This is a genomic window from Streptomyces sp. NPDC031049 (assembly GCF_055571015.1).
The window spans coordinates 71,308-86,400 of record NZ_JBVIGC010000011.1 but is presented as its reverse complement, the minus strand read 5'-3'; the positions used below and the strand labels follow the sequence as shown (position 1 = coordinate 86,400).

11 protein-coding genes are annotated in these 15,093 nt (G+C 74.2%); 2 read left to right on the top strand and 9 right to left on the bottom strand.

Features of this window, described 5'->3' with window-relative positions; genetic code table 11:
• Window positions 1-66: 66 nt before the first annotated feature.
• The 3 genes from ACZ45Q_RS19720 to ACZ45Q_RS19710 all read right to left on the bottom strand — a co-directional run bounded on the left by ACZ45Q_RS19720 (window position 67) and on the right by ACZ45Q_RS19710 (window position 3,923).
• The gene (locus ACZ45Q_RS19720; protein WP_468262722.1) at window positions 67-1,212 is read right to left on the bottom strand and encodes a glycoside hydrolase family 12 protein; all 1,146 of its coding nucleotides are present in this window, start codon (window positions 1,210-1,212) and stop codon (window positions 67-69) included.
• A gap of 290 nt (window positions 1,213-1,502) precedes the next feature.
• Window positions 1,503-2,546: a LacI family DNA-binding transcriptional regulator gene (locus tag ACZ45Q_RS19715; protein WP_468262719.1), complete on the bottom strand. Its 1,044-nt coding sequence runs from the start codon at window positions 2,544-2,546 to the stop codon at window positions 1,503-1,505.
• Between the two features lie 255 nt (window positions 2,547-2,801).
• Window positions 2,802-3,923 carry a DNA polymerase III subunit beta family protein gene (locus tag ACZ45Q_RS19710; RefSeq protein WP_468262716.1) on the bottom strand — a complete coding sequence of 374 codons (1,122 nt, stop codon included), beginning with the start codon at window positions 3,921-3,923 and terminating at the stop codon, window positions 2,802-2,804.
• A gap of 230 nt (window positions 3,924-4,153) precedes the next feature.
• Here ACZ45Q_RS19710 and ACZ45Q_RS19705 point away from each other — a divergent pair, with 230 nt between their 5' ends.
• Window positions 4,154-5,380, top strand: a complete 1,227-nt coding sequence (locus ACZ45Q_RS19705) for an MFS transporter (protein WP_468262714.1) — start codon at window positions 4,154-4,156, stop codon at window positions 5,378-5,380.
• 78 nt (window positions 5,381-5,458) lie between these two features.
• On the opposite strand, the gene ACZ45Q_RS19700 is transcribed toward ACZ45Q_RS19705, so the two are convergent.
• The 6 genes from ACZ45Q_RS19700 to xylB form a co-directional block, all read right to left on the bottom strand.
• Window positions 5,459-6,637 (bottom strand): bifunctional class I SAM-dependent methyltransferase/NUDIX hydrolase, encoded by a 1,179-nt coding sequence (locus ACZ45Q_RS19700; RefSeq protein ID WP_468263247.1) that lies wholly within the window; start codon window positions 6,635-6,637, stop codon window positions 5,459-5,461.
• Between the two features lie 22 nt (window positions 6,638-6,659).
• The gene (locus ACZ45Q_RS19695) at window positions 6,660-7,232 is read right to left on the bottom strand and encodes a class I SAM-dependent methyltransferase (protein WP_468262711.1); all 573 of its coding nucleotides are present in this window, start codon (window positions 7,230-7,232) and stop codon (window positions 6,660-6,662) included.
• A 232-nt stretch (window positions 7,233-7,464) separates the two neighbouring features.
• On the bottom strand, window positions 7,465-8,988 hold the full coding sequence (adh, locus tag ACZ45Q_RS19690; protein WP_468262708.1) for an aldehyde dehydrogenase: 1,524 nt from the start codon (window positions 8,986-8,988) through the stop codon (window positions 7,465-7,467).
• 147 nt (window positions 8,989-9,135) lie between these two features.
• On the bottom strand, window positions 9,136-10,395 hold the full coding sequence (locus ACZ45Q_RS19685) for a GAF domain-containing protein (protein WP_468262705.1): 1,260 nt from the start codon (window positions 10,393-10,395) through the stop codon (window positions 9,136-9,138).
• A 207-nt stretch (window positions 10,396-10,602) separates the two neighbouring features.
• Window positions 10,603-11,838 carry an ROK family protein gene (locus tag ACZ45Q_RS19680; RefSeq protein ID WP_468262702.1) on the bottom strand — a complete coding sequence of 412 codons (1,236 nt, stop codon included), beginning with the start codon at window positions 11,836-11,838 and terminating at the stop codon, window positions 10,603-10,605.
• 268 nt (window positions 11,839-12,106) lie between these two features.
• Window positions 12,107-13,552, bottom strand: coding sequence for a xylulokinase (gene xylB / locus ACZ45Q_RS19675; RefSeq protein ID WP_468262700.1), 1,446 nt, complete (start codon window positions 13,550-13,552; stop codon window positions 12,107-12,109).
• 179 nt (window positions 13,553-13,731) lie between these two features.
• On the opposite strand from xylB, the gene xylA reads away from it, so the two are divergent.
• The gene (gene xylA, locus ACZ45Q_RS19670; protein WP_468262697.1) at window positions 13,732-14,898 is read left to right on the top strand and encodes a xylose isomerase; all 1,167 of its coding nucleotides are present in this window, start codon (window positions 13,732-13,734) and stop codon (window positions 14,896-14,898) included.
• The last annotated feature ends 195 nt before the right edge of the window (window positions 14,899-15,093 follow it).

Sequence of the window (15,093 nt, the reverse complement as noted above, 5' to 3'; positions counted from 1 at the left end):
GAACCCCCGCCCGCCCGGGGAGGCGGTCCGACCGGACGGGCGAGGGGGCGTGGGGGAAGGAGGGCGCTAGGCGGTGCCGGTCGTGCAGGGGGTGCCGTTGAGGGTGAAGCCGGCCGGGCCGGCGAAGGTGCCGGTGTAGGTGCCCTGGAAGCCGAAGGCCTGGGTGCCGCCGGCCGCGATCCGCGCGTTGTGGGCCACGGGGGTGGCCGTCACGGCACCGGTCGATCCGGACAGGGTCGTGTTCCAGGCGTTGGTCACGCGCTGCCCGGAGGGCAGGGTGAACCCGAGCGTCCAGCCGTCGACGGCGGCGGAACCGGTGTTCCTGACGGTCACGTCGGCGGTGAAGCCGCCCTGCCAGACGTTGGTGGCGTACGAGACCTGGCAGGCGGTGTCCGGGTCGCCGGGCTCACCGGGGCCGCCCGGGTCGCCGCCACCGGTGTGCACGGCGGAGGAGAAGGAGTTCACCGCCAGCCCGGCGCCGTTCTGCCACGGCTCGAACCCGGCCTGAACGCTCGTCAGGTACCAGTCCCGCTCCGCCATGCCGCGGGCGACCGCCTGGTCGACGAAGTCCATGACGTCGAAGCTCCAGCTGCTGATCGCCGACGGGGCGACGAAGGAGATCACGTCGTTGGAGCCGTTGCTGCCGGTCCACACCTCCCAGGTCCGTCCGCCCACCGTGGCCGTGGCGACCGGGGAGCCGATGGGCTGGATCGGGCCGACCCGGTTGAACCAGATCATGATCTCCGTCTGGTTCACGCCGTCGGTCCGGGGCGTCGGGTCCAGCCAGATGTCGTACGAGGCGTTGTAGACGGCGTTGCCGACATAGCCGTACGAGATGCTGGACGGCGCCTCGGAGACGGTGTCGAGCCGGGCGGGGAGGTTGGTGCCCGGCGAACAGTTCGTGTAGTGGCAGCCGTTGAAGACCGACGGGTACGACTTCGGCGCCCCGTTCGTCGGCACCGAGCCGTCGGCCTGGGTGACCCGGAAGCCGGTGTCGGTGGCGGTCACGCACTGGGTGGCACTGGTGCCCCAGCGGTTGTTCTGGACGACGTAACGCCCCTGGATCGTCGTGCTGCCGAACTGCTCGCAGATCGTGGTGTCGGCCTGGGCCGGTGCCGCCGCGGTCACCAGGGAGGCGACGAGGGCGAGGGCGGTGAGCAGCGCTCCGAAGAGCCCGCGCACGATCCGGCTCTGACGCGATGACGGTCTCATGGCGGGGAGCCTCTCTGAGGGATGAGGGTGGGGTGCGTGGGGTGGGGTGCGTGCGAGCGCGAGTGCGGGAGCGCTCCCAACTCCCCACTGATGGGAGCGCTCCCATCACTCGCCTCGGTGGGGACTGTAGGAGTGCTCCATGTCCCTGACAAGACCTTGCGTCAGGGTTCGTGGGAGGGAATTCCGGCCGGGACGGCGGCAGGAGGCGGTGTGCAGGGGCGCTGCCTGCACGGATGGTGGGAGCGCTCCCGGTCGGAGTGCTCCCGGTCCGGCTCTCCGGCCGGTGGGGGTCAGTCGGAGTCGCGCGGCACCAGTTCCGTCCGGAGGATGACGTGCCGCCAGGCCACCGAGGAAGCCCCCGTCCGCTCCTCCATCTCCTCGAGCAGCAGCCGCACCATCGTCCGGCCGATCTCCTCCAGGGGCTGCCGGACCGTCGTCAGCGGCGGATCCGTGTGCTGGGCCAGGGGGAAGTCGTCGAAGCCGATCACCGCGACGTCGTCCGGAACGCGCCGGCCCGCCGCCCGGAGTGCCTTCAGCGCTCCCGCGGCCATCGTGTCCGAGGCGGCGAAGACCGCGTCCAGTTCCGGGTGCCGCCCGATCAGTTCCGCCATCGCCCGGTGCCCGCTCTCCTCCGAGAAGTCCCCCTCGGCGACGAGGGAGGGCCTCGGGCCGATGCCCGCGCGGCGCAGCGCCTCGCGGTAACCGCGCAGCCGGCAGGCGGCGACGTACATGTCCGCGGGACCGGTGATCGTCGCGATCGCCGTCCGGCCGCGCTCCAGCAGACGCGTGACCGCGCCGCGCGCGCCGCCGGAGTTGTCCGCGTCGACGTAGGTGATCCCCTCGTCGCCGGAGCGCCGGCCGAGCATGACGGTGGGCAGCCCCGCCTCGGTGAGCATGTCCGGCAGCGGGTCCTCGGCATGCACGGACATCAGCAGCACCCCGTCGACCCGGCCACCGCGCGCGTACTCCACGAAGCGCTGCCGCTCGGCGTCCGTGCGGACCTGGGTGAGCAGCAACTGCAGCGGCGCGACCGGCGCGTCGGCCAGCGCGTCGCCGACGGTCCTGACGATCTCCGTGAAGAACGGCTCCCCGAACAGCCGCCAGTCCGTCTCCGTCATCACCAGCGCCACCGCGTCCGCCCGGCGCACGGCCAGGGAACGCGCCGCCAGATTGGGCACGTACCCCAGTTCCGCGATGGCCTGCTGCACCGCCCGCCGCGTCGACTCGCGCACGCCCGCCGCGTTGTTGATGACGCGGGAGACCGTGCCGCGCCCGACACCGGCGCGGGCCGCGACCTCCTCCAGTGTCGGTGCACCGGCCCGCTGTCGTCCCATGACCGCCTCCCCCCTGCGCGATCAACCGATACTACGGCGGACGGGCCGGGGCACCACCACCTCCGGTGGGTCCGTACCCGCCCGAGGGAAAGATCCGGCTGCCCTGGGACCCCACGTCGACGGGGGAGCGGATGAGGGTGGCAGGGGCGGAAGGGACGAAGTCGGCGGGGCGGGGCGGAGGAAGCCGGCTGGGTGGGGCGGATGAGGCGGGGGAGGAGGGGGGAGGAGGCCGGCTCGACGGGAGCCGGCCGGTTCTCAGTCCTCCAGGCGCACCGGCATCAGCAGCGAGAACGAGTCCTGGTCGTCGGGGCGCCGGACGGCGAGCGGTGCCGTGGGGGCGCCGATCTCCAGGACCAGCCGGTCCCGGGCGCCGGCGGCGAGGGCCTGGAGCAGGAACGCCCGGTTGACGGCGACACGGCCGGGACCCTCGTCACCGTCCTCGCAGACGACCACCCTGTCGTCGCCGGTCGCCCTGAGCACGCTGAGCATGCCCGGCACTCCGGACCTGTCGGGGCCGTGGCCGGGACCGGGGGTGTCGCCGTCCTGCTCGCGGGCCTCGCTCGTGCGCACGGGACCGGTCTCCAGCGCCCGTCGGAAGTCGGCCACGTCGACCAGGACGCGCCGCCCGGGCGGCAGGCCGACCAGCCGCCGGTAGTCGGGGAAGTCGTGCGCGAGGCACTGCCCGGCCGTCTGTCCGCCGCCGGTCTCCAGGGTCACCCGGTCGTCCTCGACCGAGAGCCGGACCGGTTCCCGACCGGTCAGCAGGGCCCGCATCGCGTCGGCGAGCGGGGCCGGCACCAGGGCCTGCGCGCGCGGCCCGTCGAGGCCGGTGGCGGAGGCCCGCGCGACGGCCAGGCGGTAGCGGTCGGTGGCCACGACCCGCAGCCCGTCGGCCTCGACGTCGAGGAGGACACCGCCGAGCATCGGCAGCGCGGGGTCCCGGCCGACCGCGAACCGGACCGCGTCCAGTGCGGCGGCCAGCTCGGGCGCGGGGACGGACAGCTGTACGGCGGCGGTGCGGGGCGTTGCCATGGGGTTCTCCCTCTGATCGAGCAGGGCTCGGAGCGCGGAGAACTCGGCGCGGGCATCGGACAGTCCCCGTTCCAGCCGGCGCAGATGGGCTGCGAGGAGCCCTCGCACCAGGTCGGTGTCGCCGCCTGGCCAGGCGGCCAGCACCAGGCGGACGTCCGCCAGCGGCATGCCGGCGCGACGGAGCCGGGCCAGCAGCCGGGCCTCCGCCACCTGCGCCGGCTCGTACCACCGGTAGCCGCTCACCGGGTCCACCCGGGCGGGGACCAGCACACCGGCACGGTCGTAGAACCGCAGCGCGCTCACGCCGAGCCCGCTGTCCCGTGCCATCTCCCCGATACTGCGCATGTCGCTCTCCACACCCGAGACCCTGGGCCCTTGACCAGGTCGAGGGTCAAGCGGGGCCGCCCCGGGGTCACCGGCCGGCCCTCGCCATGGTTCCGTGCCCGCATGTTCCGTCCCGGCATGTTCCGTCCCCGTACACGGCTGTGGCCCCGTGGCTGCGCGGCCCCCTCGGCCGCGCCGCCCGTGGCGTGCCGGGCGGGCGCGGGCGGTGGGCGGGGGTTACGGTCGGCGGCATGGACGGTGATCGTCGTCGGTGGCGCGCGTGTCTGCTCGGCGGCGCGGTGTTCGCCGTGTGCATGGCCGGCACCACGCTGCCGACGCCCCTCTACCCCCTCTACCAGGAGAAGTTCGGCTTCTCCGAACTGACGGTGACCGTCGTCTACGCCGTGTACGCCTTCGCCGTCATCGGCGTTCTGCTGCTGGTGGGCAACGCCTCGGACACGGTGGGCCGGCGTCCGGTGCTGCTGTGGGGCCTGGGGTTCGCGGCCATGAGCGCCGTCTGCTTCCTGGGCGCCACGACGCTGGGCCTGCTGTACGCGGGCCGGCTGCTGTCGGGGCTGTCCGCCGGTCTGTTCACCGGGGCCGCCACGGCGTACGTGATGGAGTCGGCGCCGAAGGGCGGTGCCGCGCGGGCCACGTTCGTCGCCACCGCGGCCAACATGGGCGGGCTGGGCTGCGGGCCGCTGCTGGCGGGTGTGCTGGCCCAGTACGCGGCGTGGCCGCTGTACCTGCCGTTCGCCGTGCACCTCGCCCTGGTGGCCTGCTCGGCCGCCGTCCTGCTGGCGCTCGCGGAGACCGTGCCGGACAGGCGCCCGCTGCGTACCGTACGGCCGCGGCGGCCCGGTGTGCCGCCGCCGGTGCGGGCCGTCTTCGGACCGGCGGCGACCGCGTCGTTCGTGGGGTTCGCCCTGTTCGGGGTGTTCACCTCCGTCAGCCCGTCGTTCCTCGCCCACTCCCTGGACGTGACCGACCACGCCGTGAGCGGCCTGGTCGTCGCGCTCGCCTTCTTCGCCTCCACCGCCGGGCAGTTGGCCGTCGGCCGCGTCGGTGCGGTGCGGTCGCTGCCCCTGGGCTGCGCCGTGCTGCTCACCGGGCTGGCCCTGCTCGCCGCCGCCCTGTACTGGGACCTGCTGTCGCTGGTGGTGCTGAGCGCGATCGTCGGAGGGGTCGGGCAGGGGCTGTCGTTCCGCGGGGCCCTGACGACGGTCGCCGGGGCGTCGCCGGCCGACCGGCGCGCGGCGGTGATCTCGTCCCTGTTCGTCGTGGCCTACACCGGCATCTCGGTGCCGGTCATCGGCGTGGGCCTGCTGTCGGACCCGATGGGCCTCGAGGGCGCGGGCCTGGTGTTCATCGCCTGCATGGCGGCCCTCGTGGTGACGGCGGGCGTCTACCTGCTGCGGCGGGCGCGGACGGTGCGGGACGGCCGGACCGGTTCCCGCCAGGGAGCTGACGGGGCGTGAGCAGAAGGCGCCTGGGTGGCCTCACAGGCGTGGCCGACCTCCGCTCCCCACCCAGCCGCCCGGTCGAGCCCTTCCGGATCAGGCCGCCCCGGGGGCGGCCGTGGGCGGGTCGGTGACGGGGGTGAAGTGGGCGGGGGCGTGGTCGATCGGCAGGTCCGGGCGCCAGGCGGTGAGGATCTGGGCGCTGCATTCGAACAGGTCCGGCGGCAGCGCGTCCAGGGGCCACCAGCGCCAGTCGCCGACGCTCTCGCCGGGCTGGTCGGCCGGTTCCCCGCGCCAGCGGGTGACCACCGCGCCGAAGGTGACGCGGACGACGTCGCCGACGTGGTCGAGGAACAGGCCCAGGAGGCGGACGTCGGTGGGGTCGGCGTGCAGGCCGGTCTCCTCGGCGAGTTCGCGCACGACCGCATCCCGCGGTGACTCGCCGGGCTCCACCGTCCCACCGGGCAGCTCCCGTGTGCCCAGCCGGTGACGGCCCAGGAGCAGGCCCTGGGGCCCGAGCAGCACGGCGCCGACGCCGACGGCCGCGCGGGCGACGGGCGGCTTCGTGGTGCGGGGACGGGCGGTGATTCGGTCCGGCCGCTGGGCCTGGAAGAGCCGGTAGGAGGCGTGGTTGCCCTGCTCCGGAGCGTCGAGGACGGTGATGCCCTGCACGTGGAGCCCGTACCGGACGAGCAGGTTCTCCCACACCTCGGGTGCGAGCACCCACATGTGCACGGTCAGGGCGCCGCCGTCGGCCAGGCGCAGGGCCTCCGGGCGCGGGGCGACCGACGAGGCGGGGCCGTCGCCGGCGGAGTTGGTGTGCAGCACGGTGAAGCAGAGCCGTCCGCCCGGCTTGAGGGCGGCCGTCAGAGCGGGCAGGAGCCGGTGCGGGTCGAGGAAGTGGAAGGTGCTGAGGGAGTAGAACACGTCGTACGGTGCTGCCGTGGCCACGTGCTCGACGGCGTCGGCGTGGATCAGCCGCAGGCCCGGTACATCGGGGTAGCGGGCGCGGGCCCGCTCGATCTGACCGAGGGAAGCGTCGACGCCGTCCACCTGCCCACCGTGGGCGCGGGCCAGGTGTGCGGCCTGCCGACCGGGGCCGCAGCCGATGTCCAGGACCCGCAGGCCCTCGATGTCCCCGAGGATGGCGTCCCCCGGCCCGTCCGGGGCCGGACCCCAGGCGATCCGGTCCAGATCCGGCAGACGCGTACCGCGCCCGAGGTGGTGTGTCCCGTAGGAGTCCCAGGCGAGGCGGGTCTGGTGCTCGGCGTCCAACACGTCGGCCTCCGTGCCGAGTTCAGGGGCGGAGTGCGTAGCAGCGCAGCACATCGAGGTCGGCGGTGCGCACGACGGACCATCCCGCGGTGAGCGTCTCGGCCTCGGCGGGGGTGATCCCGAGGTGCGTGCGCGGATCGTCCTCGGGGCGACGGCCGGCGAGTTCGGTGACGACCCAGAACGTCCCGCCGGGCGCGAGGATCTGCCGGACGCGGTCGAGGAAGGCCGCCTTGTCGTCCACCCACCGGTAGACCAGACGGCAGGAGACGACCGCGTACGCCGGGTCCGGCAGAGCGCCGAGGTCGTCGGAGGTGAAGTCCATCAGACGCCAGCCCGGGCCCTGCCCTTGCTGGGCGTTGCGGGCTGCGGTGATGGCGCTGGGCGCGAAGTCGATGCCGGTGGTGCGGTAACCGAGCCGGTGGAGGTGACGGGCCAGGGCGCCTTCGCCGGTGCCGATGTCGAGAGCCGGTCGCCGACGGCCCGGTCCGAGATGGTCGGCCAGAAGCGCGGCCTCGGTGCCGCTGACCTCCCGGTACCGGCGTCCACCGGCCCAGAGCGGTTCCCAGTGGTCGGCGGTGGCCGAAGTGGTCGTCATACGGCTCCTTTGCTTCTCACCCCCATGATGGCGTTCGTCGCGGGCCCGTGAGGGAGCCTTTCCGGAGACCGGGGCGAGCCGGTCGACGAGGTGCGGGGTTGCCTCCTCGAAGGCATGGCGGAAGCCGCTTCCTGTGAAGGCGCGCACGTTCGGCACGCACCGGCGCCGCGCATGGAGCAGGGCGCCTGCCCGGCGTTCCCCAGGCAGGCGCCCTCGCCGTGTCCAGCCGTGTCTAGAAGAAGCCCAGCTTCTTCGGCGAGTACGACACCAGGAGGTTCTTCGTCTGCTGGTAGTGCTCCAGCATCATCTTGTGGGTCTCCCGGCCGATGCCCGACTGCTTGTAGCCCCCGAACGCCGCGTGCGCCGGGTAGGCGTGGTAGCAGTTGGTCCAGACGCGGCCCGCCTGGATGGTGCGCCCCGCGCGGTACGCCGTGTTGATGTCCCGGGTCCACACACCGGCGCCGAGGCCGTACAGCGTGTCGTTGGCGATCTTCATGGCGTCGTCGAAGTCGGCGAAGGAGGTCACGGAGACGACCGGGCCGAAGATCTCCTCCTGGAAGATCCGCATCCGGTTGTGGCCCTCGAAGATGGTCGGCTGGACGTAGTAGCCGCCCTTCAACTCGCCGTCGTGCTCGATGCGCTGCCCGCCGGTGAGCACCTTCGCGCCCTCCTGCCGGCCGATGTCCAGGTAGGAGAGGATCTTCTCCAACTGGTCGTTGGACGCCTGCGCTCCGATCATCGTGTCGGTGTCCAGGGGGTTGCCCGGCGTGATCCGCTCGGTGCGGGCCACCGCCGCCTCGACGAAGTCGGCGTAGACGCCGCTCTGGATCAGCGCCCGGGACGGGCAGGTGCACACCTCGCCCTGGTTCAGCGCGAACATCGTGAAGCCCTCGAGGGCCTTGTCACGGAAGTCGTCGTCCCTGGCCCAGACGTCGTCGAAGAAGATGTTCGGCGACTTGCCGCCCAGCTCCAGCGTGACCGGCTTGATGTTCTCCGAGGCGTACTGCATGATCAGCCGCCCCGTGGTGGTCTCCCCGGTGAAGGCCACCTTCGCCACCCGGGGGCTGGACGCCAGCGGCTTGCCCGCCTCGGCACCGAAGCCGTTGACGATGTTGACCACACCCGGCGGGAGCAGGTCGGAGATCAGGCTCATCCAGTAGTGGATGGAGGCCGGGGTCTGCTCCGCCGGTTTGATGACGACCGCGTTGCCCGCGGCGAGGGCCGGGGCGAGCTTCCACGTCGCCATCAGGAGGGGGAAGTTCCACGGGATGATCTGCGCGACCACGCCGAGCGGCTCGTGGAAGTGGTACGCCACGGTGTCGTCGTCGACCTCGCCGAGCGAGCCCTCCTGGGCCCGGATCGCGCCCGCGAAGTAGCGGAAGTGGTCGATGGCCAGCGGGATGTCGGCGGCCAGCGTCTCGCGCACGGGCTTGCCGTTCTCCCAGCTCTCGGCGACCGCGAGGCGCTCGAGGTTCGCCTCCATCCGGTCGGCGATCCTCAGCAGGATGCCGGAGCGCTCGGTCGTGGACGTGCGGCCCCAGACCGGTGCCGCCGCGTGCGCCGCGTCCAGCGCCCGCTCCACGTCCTCCGCGGTGCCGCGTGCCACCTCGGTGAACGGCTGACCGTTGACCGGGGACGGGTTCTCGAAGTACTGCCCGCGCACCGGCGGTACGTACTCCCCGCCGATGTAGTGGTCGTAGCGCGACTGATAGGAGACGATCGCGCCGTCGGTGCCGGGCGCCGCGTAACGGGTCATCCTGGTCCGCCTTCCTCGACAGATGCCGCCCGCCCTCGGGCAGCGCTTGGCGCGAGAGTAGGAAGCGGGACGTTGCAGGGACGTTGCGTGCGAGGGGGGGCCGGAGGCCGAGGACAAGGGGAGGGGAGCGAGCGGGCGGGGCGGTGTTCACCCGGTGCCCGGTGCCGCCAGCTCGGCTTCGAGGGCCGCCAGGCGCGAACGGGTCGCCGCCGTCGGCCGTACGGCGGCGAGGGCGCGCCAGACGTCGACGTCGTCCTCGCCCCACGGGGCGTGCGCCCAGTCGGCCAGCAGGTCCGGGTCGCCGGCCGCGATCAGCGCGGTCCGCAGCCCGTCGGCGAGCCGGCGCCGCAACCGGGCCACCGACGGCGCCTGCGAGGCGGGCAGCAGGGGACCGCCGTACGCCGTCGCCGCCGCCGAAACGGCCCCGGCGCGCAGCCGCCGCTCGACGACGGCCACGTCGGAGTCGACGGGCAGCGTCAGCCGGTACGGACGGGACGTCAGCAGGTCCGGCCCCACGATCCGGCGCAGCCGGGCCAGCTCCGCGCGGAGTGTCACCGGCGTGACCGTCTCGTCCTCGTACAGGGCGCACAGCAGCTCGTCGCCGGTCAGTCCCTCCGGGCGGCGGGAGAGCAGCACCATGATCTCGCTGTGCCGCCGGCTCAGCCTGACTCTGCGCCCCCGGGCGGTCAGCAGGGCCTCGTCACGGCCCAGCGCGGACAGCTCGGCCGTGTCGGCGGGGGCCTGCCGCGGAGCCAGCAGCGCCAGTTGCGACTCGGCCGCCCGGGCGACCGCCTGGACGAAGCCCAGACTGTGCGGATGTGCGAGCCGGTCCCCGCCGGTGATGTCCACGGCACCGAGCACCCGGCCGGAGCGCGGATCGTGCACCGGTGCCGCCGCGCACGTCCACGGCTGCACGCGCCGCACGAAGTGCTCGGCCGCGAACACCTGCACCGGACGCCCGACGGCGACCGCCGTCCCCGGCGCGTTGGTGCCCACCGCGCTCTCCGCCCACCGCGCACCCGGCACGAAGTTCATCCGGCCCGCCCGGCGCCGGGTGGCCGGGTGCCCCTCGACCCAGAGCAGCCTGCCGTGCGCGTCGGACACGGCGAGCAGATGCTCTCCGTCGGCGGCGAACGGGGCCATCAGCTCACGCACCAGAGGCATCACCCGGGCCAGCGGATGCTCGGCCCGGTAGGCGCCGAGGTCACTGTCCACCAGCTCGACGTCCGCGGTGCGGTCCGGGCCGACGCCCGCGCGGACCGAGCGCCGCCACGACTCCGCCACCACCGCTCGCACCGGCCGCGGCACCGTGCCGGCCCGGGTGAACGTCTCGTGCGCGCGCCGCAGGGTCCGCGCCCGCTCGGCGGGGTCCACACCCGGCTCCAGGGCCACCCATGGATCGCTCAACTCGGCCTCCCCGGACGGCGACGCTGCCGGTGACATCGTCACTCCGGTGCTGCGCGCCGACAACCGTTTCGACCGACCCGCTCACTCGAACGTGGCGTTCCGTCACGGTCTCCCCGCGGTTTCCCGCCGGCCCCCGCGAGCTCCGTCAGGTGTGACGGTCGGTCCGTCAGGTGTGACGTCGGTCCGTCAGGTGGGACCGTCGGTCCGTCAGGTGAGCCCCGCGGAACGTTCCGCCACCGCCGCCGGATCGTCCAGGACGGCCCGCACGACGGAGTGCGCGGCTCCCAGAAGTGGTCCCTGGGGTCCCAGCCCGGACACCGCCACGGGACAGGCCGGGCCCGCCGTGCGCCGGGCCAGTTCGTCCCGCAGCGGGGCCAGCAGCCACGGCGCGAGTCCGGCCAGCGCGCCGCCGAGCACCACGCACCGCGGGTCCAGCAGGTTGACCGCTCCGGTGAGGGCGATCCCGAGCGCCGTCCCCGCCTCGCGCAGGGCCCGGCGTACGTCCTCGTCGCCCTCCTCGGCGCGCTCGGCGAGCAGTCCGACGCGGTCCTCGCCCGGCTCCAGGCCGGCCGCGCGCAGCACCGCCTCCTCACCGGCGTACTGCTCCAGGCAGCCGCGACCGCCGCACGGGCAGGCGGGACCGTCGGGACGCACCGGTACGTGTCCCAGCTCGCCCGCGAACCCGCGGGTGCCGCGCAGCAGCCCTCCGTCCACGACCACGGCCGCGCCGATACCGATCTCGGCGGACACGTGCAGGAAGTCGGGTGGGGTGCCGTCCGCGAGCCACAGCTCGGCGAGGGCCCCGAGATTGGCCTCGTTGTCCACGGACAGCGGCACGTCCCGGGACGGTTCCCCGACGGTCAGCAGAGCGCCGAGGTCCACGTCGCGCCAGCCGAGGTTGGGGGCGCGCACGACGGTCCGGGCATCGCGCGACACCAGGCCCGGGACGGCCACGGCGAGCCCCGCCGGCCACAGGCCCTCGCCCTCCGCCTCGGCCACCACCCGGCGCACCAGGCCGTCGAGTTCCTCGGCCACCGGCCCGGGGCGGCGGCCCCGGTTGCTGCCGTGCCGCTCGGCACGCGCGCGTACCCGCCCCCGCAGGTCGACCGCGCAGACCGCCAGATGGTCGACGCCGATCTCGGCGCCGATGCCCGCGGGGCCGCGTCCGCTGACGGCGAGCGCCGAGCCGGGCCGCCCGACGCGCCCCGGGCGTTCGGGGCCGAGTTCCTCCAGCAGGCCCGAGCGGACCAGCTCGTCGACCAGGGTCGACACCGCCGCGCGCGTGAGCCCGATCCGGGAGGCGACGGCCGCCCGGGACAGCGGTCCCTCGGCGCTCACGGCATGCATCACCCGCGCGAGATTGCGGCGGCGCATGCCCTGCTGGGTGTCCGGCAGGGCATGCCCGGAGCCGGCGGCTCGTGCTCCTTGCAGCGGTGCGGTCATGCCCCCTCGGTCCTCGTTCGTTCCACGCACGATCCCCACTCGGTCGGGCCCCCGCCGGGTCGGCGGGTGGTCCGCGCCCGCCGACGGTCCAAGTCCGGTCGACAGCGTTCCCGCCCGGCGACGGTCGAAGCCCGGCCGACAGCCGGTCCTCGCCCGCCGTCGTACTGGTCGGGCCGCCCACCGTCATATTGGTCGGGCCACCCACCGAGGTACTGGTCGGGCCGCCCGTCGGCCGGACGGTCCGCCCGGGACGCCCGAGTCCGGCCGGTCAGCGGGTGTCCGCGCCCCGTTCCAGGAGCGCGGCCGCGTCGGAGACTACCCCGGCGATCCTGTTCAGCGTCACCTCGTCCCGTTCCACGGCGTCCAGGACCGGCCCGGCGGCCGTGTTCCAGCGCCGGGCCACCGCGGCCGGGTCCTCGCCGGTGAGCAGGCCGGCCGCCTGGGCCGCGGCGCCGAGGGCGACCAGTTCCCGAGCCTCGGGGATCTGCACGGGGCGCCCCGACAGCCGGCGCACGGTCTCCTGCCAGGCGGTCCCACGGGCGCCGCCGCCGATCAGCAGCAGCGGCGCGGCCGGGTCGGCGTCGGTGTCGAGGACCAGGTCCAGCGCCCCGAGCAGGGAGTGCACGGCGCCGTCGTACGCGGCTTGCAGCAGCTGGCCGGCGGTCGTGTCGTGGCGCAGGCCGTGCAGCAGGCCGGAGGCGTTCGGCAGGTTCGGGGTGCGCTCGCCGTCCAGGTACGGCAGCAGCGTGACGCCCGTGCCGGGCTCGACGGCGTCCCGGTCCAGACCCAGCAGCGCCGCCACCCGGTCGACGGCGAGCGTGCAGTTCAGCGTGCAGGCCAGCGGCAGCCAGTCACCGCGCGCGTCGGCGAAGCCGGCGACGGTGCCGGTCGGGTCGGCGGGCCGCCGCTGCGACACGGCGTACACCGTGCCCGACGTCCCGAGGCTCATCACCGGCACCCCGGGGCGCACCCCGAGGCCCAGTGCGGCGGCGGCGTTGTCGCCGGTACCCGGCGCGACCAGGGTGCCCCTGGAGAACGGCAGGTCGTGGCTGTCGCGCACGGTCCCGGCCACCTCGCCGGGCCGGACCACCCGGGGCAGCAGCGCGGGATCGAGCCCCACGTGCGCGAGGGTCTCCTCGTCGTACGCCTCCGTCCCGGACACCCACCACCCGGTGCCCGAGGCGTCGCCGCGGTCGGTCGTGCCCTGCCCGGTGAGCCGCTCGGTGAGGTAGTCGTGGGGGAGGCGTACGGCCTTCGTGGCGCGGACCGCCTCCGGCTCGTGCTCGGCCAGCCACGCCCACTTGGTGACCGTGAACGAGGCGCTGGGCACGCTGCCCGTCCGTTCGGCCCAGGCTTTGGGCCCGCCCAGTTCCCCGACCAGGCGGCGCGCGTGCGGCGCCGAGCGCACGTCGTTCCACAGCAGGGCCGGGCGGACCGGATCGCCCCGGTCGTCCAGGGTCACCAGGCCGTGCTGCTGTCCGCCGATCGACACCGCGGCGGCCTCCCGCGCGGCGTCGCCGCACTGCCGCAGCGCCTCGCACAGCGCTTCCCACCACTGGCGCGGGTCGCTCTCCCGGCCCGGCCCGGAGGACACCGTGTGCGGGGCCTGGCCGCTCGCGACGACCCGGCCGGTGCCCGCGTCGACCACCAGGGCCTTGGTGGACTGGGTGGATGTGTCCACGCCGACGACGAGCGGACCCTCGGCTGCTGACATCGGGCTTCTCCCTCTCCGCGGCTCCGCGGGATCTGACCTGGCTTCTGCGGGACGTGCGGACCGGGCCGGCCCGCACATCACTCCTTCGGGAACACCTTGTCCCTTCCCAGGGACGCGCTCGCATACTAATTTGTAAACCGCCATGACGAAATAGTCTCGAGCGAGCAAGGAGCCGCGGCATGAGCTACCAGCCCACCCCCGAGGACAGGTTCACGTTCGGTCTGTGGACCGTCGGCTGGCAGGGCCGGGACCCGTTCGGAGACGCCACCCGGGCCGCGCTGGACCCGGTGGAGTCGGTACGGCGCCTGGCCGAGCTGGGCGCCTACGGCGTGACCTTCCACGACGACGACCTGATCCCGTTCGGCGCGAGCGACACCGAGCGCGAGGCGGCCGTCAAGCGCTTCCGGCAGGCCCTGGACGCCACCGGCATGAAGGTGCCGATGGCCACCACCAACCTGTTCACCCACCCGGTCTTCAAGGACGGCGCCTTCACCGCCAACGACCGGGACGTGCGCCGCTACGCCCTGCGCAAGACCATCCGCAACATCGACCTCGCCGTGGAACTGGGCGCCCGCGTGTACGTCGCCTGGGGCGGCCGGGAGGGTGCCGAGTCCGGCGCGGCCAAGGACGTGCGCGACGCGCTGGAGCGCATGAAGGAGGCCTTCGACCTCCTCGGCGAGTACGTCACCTCCCAGGGCTACGACCTGAGGTTCGCCATCGAGCCGAAGCCGAACGAGCCGCGCGGCGACATCCTGCTGCCCACCGTCGGACACGCGCTGGCCTTCATCGAGCGGCTGGAGCGCCCGGAGCTGTACGGCGTCAACCCCGAGGTCGGGCACGAGCAGATGGCCGGCCTGAACTTCCCCCACGGCATCGCCCAGGCCCTGTGGGCCGGCAAGCTCTTCCACATCGACCTCAACGGCCAGTCCGGCATCAAGTACGACCAGGACCTGCGCTTCGGCGCCGGTGACCTGCGCGCCGCGTTCTGGCTGGTCGACCTGCTGGAGACGGCCGGCTACGAGGGACCGCGGCACTTCGACTTCAAGCCGCCGCGGACCGAGGACCTGGACGGGGTGTGGGCGTCGGCCGCCGGCTGCATGCGCAACTACCTCATCCTCAAGGAGCGCGCCGCCGCCTTCCGCGCCGACCCCGAGGTGCAGGAGGCCCTGCGGGCGGCCCGGCTGGACGAACTGGCCCGGCCCACCGCCGAGGACGGGCTCCAGGCCCTGCTGGCAGACCGCACCGCGTTCGAGGACTTCGACGTCGACGCTGCGGCCGCCCGCGGCATGGCCTTCGAGCGCCTCGACCAGCTCGCCATGGACCACCTCCTGGGCGCCCGAGGCTGACGGCTGAAGCACGCGCGCGTCTGTGCGCCGGGCCGGGCCCGCTCACGCGCGCGTGGCGGGCCCGGGGGGGGGGGGGGGGGGGGGGAGGGGGGGGGGGGGGAGGCGGGGGGGGGGGGGGGGGGGAAAGGGAGACACCGGAGCCCCCCCATCTTGTTCTCCCCACACCCGGCCCCCGCGGTTGTGATTCCTGTCCCT